This window comes from Burkholderia sp. Bp9012, from assembly GCF_003853825.1.
Taxonomy (GTDB): domain Bacteria; phylum Pseudomonadota; class Gammaproteobacteria; order Burkholderiales; family Burkholderiaceae; genus Burkholderia; species Burkholderia diffusa.
The window spans coordinates 1-7,478 of sequence record NZ_QTQA01000057.1; the positions used below are offsets into that span (position 1 = coordinate 1).

At 66.0% G+C, this 7,478-nt stretch carries 8 protein-coding genes; 7 read left to right on the forward strand and 1 reads right to left on the reverse strand.

What is annotated here, in order from left to right; all coding sequences use genetic code 11:
* From DIE11_RS35680 to DIE11_RS35700, 4 genes are all read left to right on the forward strand, one after another.
* Nucleotides 1-192: 4Fe-4S dicluster domain-containing protein (locus DIE11_RS35680; protein ID WP_185633789.1), on the forward strand; the 192-nt coding region annotated here is incomplete at its 5' end.
* Nucleotides 193-241: 49 nt separating this feature from the next.
* On the forward strand, nt 242-1,435 hold the full coding sequence (gene bktB, locus DIE11_RS35685) for a beta-ketothiolase BktB (protein WP_124629830.1): 1,194 nt from the start codon (nt 242-244) through the stop codon (nt 1,433-1,435).
* 38 nt (nt 1,436-1,473) lie between these two features.
* On the forward strand, nt 1,474-2,328 hold the full coding sequence (locus DIE11_RS35690) for a 3-hydroxybutyryl-CoA dehydrogenase (RefSeq protein WP_124613136.1): 855 nt from the start codon (nt 1,474-1,476) through the stop codon (nt 2,326-2,328).
* Nucleotides 2,329-2,763: 435 nt separating this feature from the next.
* The gene (locus DIE11_RS35700; RefSeq protein ID WP_124629835.1) at nt 2,764-3,537 is read left to right on the forward strand and encodes an ABC transporter substrate-binding protein; all 774 of its coding nucleotides are present in this window, start codon (nt 2,764-2,766) and stop codon (nt 3,535-3,537) included.
* A 107-nt stretch (nt 3,538-3,644) separates the two neighbouring features.
* Here the strand turns inward: DIE11_RS35700 and DIE11_RS35705 are convergent, their stop codons facing one another.
* The gene (locus DIE11_RS35705) at nt 3,645-4,589 is read right to left on the reverse strand and encodes a LysR substrate-binding domain-containing protein (RefSeq protein WP_124629831.1); all 945 of its coding nucleotides are present in this window, start codon (nt 4,587-4,589) and stop codon (nt 3,645-3,647) included.
* 169 nt (nt 4,590-4,758) lie between these two features.
* Between DIE11_RS35705 and DIE11_RS35710 the strand changes: the two genes are divergently transcribed.
* From DIE11_RS35710 to DIE11_RS35720, 3 genes are all read left to right on the forward strand, one after another.
* A complete protein-coding gene (locus DIE11_RS35710; protein ID WP_124629832.1) occupies nt 4,759-5,805 on the forward strand; it encodes an aromatic ring-hydroxylating dioxygenase subunit alpha in 1,047 nt (348 codons plus the stop codon).
* 1 nt (nt 5,806) lies between these two features.
* On the forward strand, nt 5,807-6,976 hold the full coding sequence (locus tag DIE11_RS35715; protein ID WP_124629833.1) for an FAD-binding oxidoreductase: 1,170 nt from the start codon (nt 5,807-5,809) through the stop codon (nt 6,974-6,976).
* Nucleotides 6,977-7,052: 76 nt separating this feature from the next.
* A partial coding sequence (locus DIE11_RS35720; protein ID WP_124629834.1) for a DUF2817 domain-containing protein occupies nt 7,053-7,478 on the forward strand: 426 nt, incomplete at its 3' end.

The window sequence follows — 7,478 nt, forward strand, 5'->3', positions numbered from 1 at the left end:
GCGGGGCCGGAGGGGCGCTTCTGCCCGGCGGCGGTGTACGAGTTCGTGAAGAACGACGACGGCAGCGACCGGCTGGTGATCAACGCGCAGAACTGCGTGCACTGCAAGACGTGCGACATCAAGGACCCGACGCAGAACATCGTGTGGGTCACGCCGGAAGGCGGCGGCGGGCCGAATTACCCGAACATGTAACGCAAACGCATCCCCGCGCCCGCGGGCGCGAACGAACCGGAGTGAGACGATGAGCAATGCAGCGAAGGAAGTCGTGGTGGTGAGCGGTGTCCGTACCGCGATCGGCGCTTTCGGCGGGAGCCTGAAGGATTTCTCGCCGACCGATCTCGGCGCGAAGGTCGTGAGTGAAGTGCTGTCGCGCGCGAACGTTTCGGGTGACGCGGTCGGGCATGTCGTGTTCGGCCACGTCGTGAACACCGAGCCGAAGGACATGTATCTCGCGCGCGTCGCGGCGATCAACGGTGGCGTCGCGCAGCACACGCCGGCGCTGACCGTGAACCGCCTGTGCGGCTCGGGCCTGCAGGCGATCGTGTCGGCCGCACAGACGATCATGCTCGGCGACGCCGACATCGCCATCGGCGGCGGCTCGGAGAACATGAGCCGCGCGCCGTACAGCGTGCCGTCCGCGCGCTTCGGCCAGCGCATGGGCGATGCGAAGCTCGTCGACATGATGCTCGGCGCGCTGCACGACCCGTTCCAGACGATCCACATGGGCGTGACGGCCGAGAACGTCGCACGCAAGTACGGCATTTCGCGCGACGCACAGGATGCGCTCGCGCTCGAATCGCATCGCCGTGCGGCGCGCGCGATCGCGGAAGGCCGCTTCAAGGACCAGATCCTGCCGATCTCGATCCGCACGAAGAAGGGCGAGGTCGCGTTCGACACCGACGAGCACGTGCGTCACGACGCCGGCCCGGACGATTTCACGAAGCTGAAGCCGGTGTTCGTGAAGGAAGACGGCACGGTGACGGCCGGTAACGCATCGGGGATCAACGATGCCGCTGCCGCGGTGCTGATGATGAGCGCGGATGCCGCGCGTGCGCAGGGCGTGAAGCCGCTCGCGCGTCTGGTCGCGTATGCGCATGCTGGCGTCGATCCGGCGTACATGGGCATCGGCCCCGTGCCGGCCACGCAGAAGGCGCTCGAGCGCGCCGGCCTGAAGATCACCGATCTCGACGTGATCGAGGCGAACGAGGCGTTCGCGGCACAGGCATGCGCGGTCACGCAGGAGCTCGGTCTCGATCCGGCCAAGGTCAACCCGAACGGCTCTGGCATTTCGCTCGGTCACCCGATCGGTGCGACGGGCGCATTGATCACGGTCAAGGCGCTGTACGAGCTGAAGCGCATCGGCGGGCGTTACGCGCTCGTGACGATGTGTATCGGCGGCGGCCAGGGGATTGCGGCGATCTTCGAGAACATCTGATAATCGACCGTTCAGCACCCGAATACACAGGAATCGTCATGGCCATCGAAACCGTCGGCGTCGTGGGCGCCGGAACCATGGGCAACGGCATTGCGCAGACCGCCGCCGTTGCAGGACTCAACGTCGTGATGATCGACGTCAGCGATGCGGCACTCGACAAGGGTGTCGCCGCGCTGAAGGGCAGCCTCGAGCGGCTCGTGTCGAAGGACAAGCTCGACGCCGCCGCACGCGACGCCGCGCTCGCACGCATCACGACGTCGACCGACTACGCGAAGCTCGCCGCGGTCGACATCGTGATCGAAGCCGCAACCGAAAATGTCGAGCTGAAGAGCCGCATCCTGAAGCAGATCGAGTCGGTCGCGCGGCCCGACGCAATCATCGCGACCAACACGTCGTCGATCTCGATCACGTCGCTCGCGGCGCTGCTCGCCGATCCGTCGCGCTTTGTCGGTATGCACTTCTTCAACCCGGTGCCGCTGATGCCGCTCGTCGAGATCATCCGCGGGCTGCAGACGAGCGACGCGACCGCATCGGCGGTGCGCGCGCTGACCGAGCGATTCGACAAGTCGCCGATCGGCGTGCGCAATGCGCCGGGCTTCGTCGTGAACCGGATCCTCGTGCCGATGATCAACGAAGCGTTCTTCGTGCTGGCCGAAGGCATCGCGTCGGCCGAGGAGATCGACGCGGGGATGAAACTCGGCGCGAACCATCCGATCGGGCCGCTTGCGCTGGCCGATCTCGTCGGGCTCGACGTGTGCCTCGCGGTGATGGACGTGTTCCTGAAGGACTTCGGCGACACGAAGTATCGTGCGTGCCCGCTGCTGCGCGAGATGGTGTCGGCAGGGCGGCTGGGGCGCAAGACGGGGCGCGGGGTGTACGACTACAGCAAGTAAGCGGCGCATCGATGCCTCTTCGCGCGGCCGCCTTCGGGCGGCCGTGTGCTTTGGGCGGCATGCTTGCGCGTCGAGCATGGCCAGTTCCCGCGGCAACGTGATCGCATGGCGCACGGCCGCCGCGATCTGGATCATCATCAGCGCCGCGAACGCGTTCCGCAGCGCGCCGGATGTCGCGCATCGGCGACGTGTCGGGGAGTGCGCTGCCCTGCCGCGACGGCAGCGATTCAGCGGATGAATATCGGGTATCCAGGGGCAAGTCGAACTGCTCGACCGTACGACGCCATTTTAGAAAAACTTAAGGGACGCGCAGCACGAGGCCTCTGTTCGGCGGAATTGTGGATTTTTAAGCTTGGTCTCGGTCGTTTCAACCTGTCGATCCGACGCGCGCGACGTGAGTGCGCGCCGCCCCGAACCGAGTCTCCTGGAGCACACATGAAAATCGCAATTGCCGGTCTGGTCATGCTGGTGTCCGCTGCGTCCGCCCACGCAGGCGACGCAACCCGTCTTCGTTTCGGCGTGGATCCGTCCTACGCACCGTTCGAATCGAAAGCGCCGTCGGGGCAACTCGTCGGTTTCGATATCGATGTCGGCAACGAAATCTGCCGCCGTCTGAATGTGCGGTGCGTGTGGGTCGAGACCGCATTCGACGGCATCATTCCGGCGCTCAAGGGCCGAAAGTTCGACGCGATCCTGTCTGCGATGTCGGTCACGCCGCAGCGCGAGACGCAGGTCGCGTTCTCCACGTCGCTGTTCAACACGCCGAGCCGACTGGTCGGCCCGCGCGGCCGCGACCTCAAGCCGACCGTCGCGTCGCTGCGGGGCAAGCGCGTCGGCGTCGCGCAGGGCTCGACGCAGGAGACCTATGCGCGCACATACTGGGCGCCCGCCGGCGTCGAGATCGTTTCGTATGCGAACCAGGAACTGGTGTACAACGATCTGCGTGCCGGCCGCCTCGACGCGACGATTACCGACATGATTTCCGCGAGCGAAGGGTTTCTGAAAACCCCGCAAGGGGCGGGCTATGTATTCGTCGGTGAGCCGGTCGTCGATGAGAAGACGCTCGGCAAGGGCGTGGCGATCGGCTTGCGCAAGGAAGACGGCGCGCTACGCGAAAAGATCGACGGAGCGATCGCGGCGATGAACCAGGACGGCACGTTCCGTCGGCTGGAACGCCGCTATTTCGATATCGAACAGTCGAACCCGTAACCGCGAACGGTACCTTCGCGTGTCGCCTGGCGCATCGGATGCCAGGCGGCGTGCGAACGCCGAGCAGGCGGGCGCGGGTCGAGGTTCGCCACGCGTTCCGAGGCCCGTTACGTTGTTGTCGCCGCGACCAGCTGATCGCTGACCTGCTGCTGCTCGCGCGCGCGCATGAGCAGCCAGCGATGGAAGCCGCGGCATTCCGGCTTGTCGAACGCGCTTTTCTTCCACGCGAGGAAGTACGGCCACGGCAGCGGCAGCCCGGACGCGAGCGGCACGACTAGCCGTCCGGCAGCGACGTCGTCGACGATCATCGACGACTGTGCCAGCACGAAGCCGTGGCCGTCGATCGCGGCCTGGATCGCGACACTCGACAGCGAGAATGTCTGGCGGACCGGTGCCGCAGTCGACGCATCCACGCCGTGAGCACCGAACCAGTCCTGCCACGACGGCGGCGACGCGAACTTCGGCTGCCAGTCGATCGCGATCAGCGGGAACGGCAGCAGGTCGGCCGCCGTCGCTAGCGGCGCGCGGTCGTGCAGCAGGTGTGGACTGCAGGCGGGTACCACCGCGTCGCGAAACAGCTCGACCGCATTGTCGACGTCGGCGACGCGATCGCCGTAGCTGATCCGGAAATCGATCTCGTAGCCGTCTGGAAACGGCTCGGTATGCGTGCCGTCGAGATAGACGCTCAGGTCCGGGTAGGCCTGCTGCCAGTCGATCACGCGCGGCGCGAGCCATTTCGACAGCAGCGACGGCAGCGCACTGATGCGCAGGTTGCGGTCGTGCCGCGAGCGCTCGACTTCCGCGTGCGCGATACGCAGCCGTTCGAACGCGTCCGCGCAGCGCTCGTGGTAGCTGCGCCCGGCCGTCGTGAGCCGCAGCCGCTTGCCGTCCTTTTCGAGCAGGCTGAGGCCGAGCGTGTCCTCGAGGAGTTTCATTTGCTGGCTGACGGCGCCTGCCGACACACCGAGGCGTTTCGCCGCTTCGGCGATGCCGCCGCAGCGACCGACGGCTTCGAAGACCTGCAGCGCGCGCAATGGAGGAAGCGTACTCATGGCAGTGGATTCGGCAAAAGCGTGATCGTAGACGAAAGTCGCTTTAGAGATACTAAAGCATTGATCAGTTTCGAGTGGCTATTCTTTCCTGTTGTGGTTTCTTATGCTTGCGTCTGATGCATCGATACCGGGGAGCGTGGCGCGCGGCTCCGAACAACAGGAGAATCGGATGTTTTTGAAAAACGCTTGGTATGTCGCTGCATGGGACAAGGACGTCACGCGCCGGCTGACGCCCGTGACGATGCTCGGCGAGCGCATCGTGCTGTATCGCAAGGCCGACGGCACGCCAGTGGCGCTCGAGGACGCGTGCCCGCACCGGATGCTGCCGCTGTCGATGGGCCGTCTGACGGGCGACGACGTCGAATGCGGCTATCACGGCTTGACGTTCGACTGTTCGGGCGCATGCGTGCGCGCGCCCGGTTCGGCGCGGATTCCGGCGCAGGCGAAGGTGCGGCGGTATCCGGTCGCGGAGCGCTATGGGCTCGTATGGATGTGGATGGGCGACGAAGCGAGTGCCGATCCGGACGCGATCCTGACGATCGATGAATGGGACGATCCGGCGTGGGGCCTCAATCGCGGCGATGCGATGACGATCGATTGTCACTACCTGTACATGACCGACAACCTGCTCGATCCGTCGCATGTCGCGTGGGTGCATCGCTCGTCGTTCGGCAATGCCGCGTGCGAATCCGAGCCGCTGAAGACGAGCGTCACCGATAACGGTGTGACCGTGTCGCGCTGGATGCGTGACGTCGACGTTGCGCCCTTCTACGCGAAATTCGTCCGGTTCGCGGGGCGCTGCGATCGCAAGCAGCACTACGAGGTGCGGTTTCCGTCGGTCGCGGTGATCAAGGCGATCTTCACACCGGCCGGCACCGGCAGCGACGACCGCATCGCGCATCCGGACGTGTTTCTGATGAACTCGTATAACTTCATGACGCCGATTGACGATGCGCATACGCGTTACTTTTGGTTTCAGACGCGCAATTTCGCGCCGGGCGACGAACACGTGTCGCGCGCGTTCGACGAGGACGTGCGCCACGCGTTCGAAGAGGATCGCGTGGTGCTCGCCGCCGTGCATGAGGGCATGGCGCGCCGACGCAAGCCGAACATCGATCTCGCGATCGATTCCGGGCCACTGCGGTTCCGGCGCGCGATCGGACAGATGATCGAAGCCGAACGGGCGGCCGCCGTCGCATGCGAGGCGGGGCGATAACATGGCCGATACCGGTTTGACTTCCGCGCGGGCGCCGGCTGCACCGAGCCGGTTCGAGCGGTTTCGCGTCGCGCGCCGCACGCGCGAGAGCAACGCGATCGTGTCGTTCGAACTCGTGCCGGTGGACGGCGCGCGATCGCTCGAGTTCGCACCCGGCCAGTTCGTCGCGCTGCGTCTGACGCTGCCGGACGGCGAAAGCGTGCTGCGTCATTACAGCCTGTCGGGTGACCCGGCCGACACGGCGCGCTGGCGCATCTCGGTCAAGCGCGAGGGCGGCGGCGATGTGCCGCCAGGGCGCGGCTCCACGTATCTGCACACGAGCGTCGACGCCGGCGCAGAACTGGAGCTGGCGGGCCCGGCCGGAGCGTTCGTGTGCGACGAAGGCAGCGAGCGTCCGATCGTGCTGATGAGCGGCGGCGTTGGCGTGACGCCGCTCGTGAGCATGCTGCATCGGTTGTCTCGCGCGTCGAATCGGCGCGTGCATTTCATTCACGCATGCGAGAACGGCGCGATCCATGCGTTCGCCGACGAGGTGCGTGCACTGGCCGCGACACGGGACGGCATCCACGTGCACGTGTGCTACCGGCAGCCACTTGAGGACGACGAAGCTCGCGGCGGCTTCGACAGTCGCGGGATCGTGACGCGCGAGCTGCTGCAATCGTTATTGCCGCTCGACGACTACGACGTGTATCTATGCGGGCCGCCGGGTTTCATGCAGGCAAACTGGCGCTTGCTGCGCGGGCTGGGCGTTGCGCGTGAGCGGATCCGCTACGAATTCTTCGGGCCTGCGACGTTGCTCGAAAGCGAGGCCGATGCACCGCAATCCGACGGTGCGGCGCGGTCTGCGGCGGTGGTTGCTGGGGTGGGGGCGAGTGCCGATCCGACGGGTATCGATGCCGATGCGATTACGGTGCGCTTCGAGCCGCACGGCGAGCCGATACACTGGCGGCCGGAACACGGGTCGTTGCTGGAGATGGCGGAGCAGGCGGGATATGCACCGGTGTTCAACTGTCGCGCAGGCCTCTGCAATGCATGCGTGACGCGGCTGCTGTCCGGCGACATCGCGTATGACGAGGATCCGCTGTCGCCGCCGCCGGAAGGCTCGGTGCTGCTGTGCTGCGCGCGCCCGACCAGCGCGGTGACGCTCGATCTGCAATGCGGGCGCCGCTGACGCGCGGCGGTTGCGCATATGAACAGAACAGGCGACGGGCGGCGCAGTCCGCCGCGCGAACGAGGAGAACTCGACGATGAAGTACGGCTTTCCGGTCGATACCGATTTCATGCAGCAACGCACGCGGTTCCTGCAGGCGGCCGACGCGGCCGGTGCGGCGGTGACGAGCCATCCGCACCCGCTCACGGGGCCGGCGGGCGAGCCGCTCGCGACCGATGTCGCGTGGCTCGGCCCGCGCGACGCGCGTCGCGTGCTGGCGGTCGTATCCGGCACGCATGGCGTCGAAGGCTATTACGGATCCACGTGTCAGACCGAATGGCTGCACGAACTGGCCGGGCGTGCGCTGCCGCCCGGCGTGGCCGTGCTGATGGTGCATCTGATCAATCCGTGGGGCACCGCATGGGTGAGGCGCGTCAACGAAGACAACGTCGATCTGAACCGAAACTATGTGGATTTCGGGGTCGCACTGCCAATCAATCAGGGATACGAAGCGATCCACGAG

Coding starts and splice junctions, on each gene's coding strand:
- bktB (WP_124629830.1), top strand. CDS start 242: ATGAGCAATGCAGCGAAGGAAGTCGTGGTGGTGAGCGGTGTCCGTACC.
- DIE11_RS35690 (WP_124613136.1), top strand. CDS start 1,474: ATGGCCATCGAAACCGTCGGCGTCGTGGGCGCCGGAACCATGGGCAAC.
- DIE11_RS35700 (WP_124629835.1), top strand. CDS start 2,764: ATGAAAATCGCAATTGCCGGTCTGGTCATGCTGGTGTCCGCTGCGTCC.
- DIE11_RS35705 (WP_124629831.1), bottom strand. CDS start 4,589: ATGAGTACGCTTCCTCCATTGCGCGCGCTGCAGGTCTTCGAAGCCGTC.
- DIE11_RS35710 (WP_124629832.1), top strand. CDS start 4,759: ATGTTTTTGAAAAACGCTTGGTATGTCGCTGCATGGGACAAGGACGTC.
- DIE11_RS35715 (WP_124629833.1), top strand. CDS start 5,807: ATGGCCGATACCGGTTTGACTTCCGCGCGGGCGCCGGCTGCACCGAGC.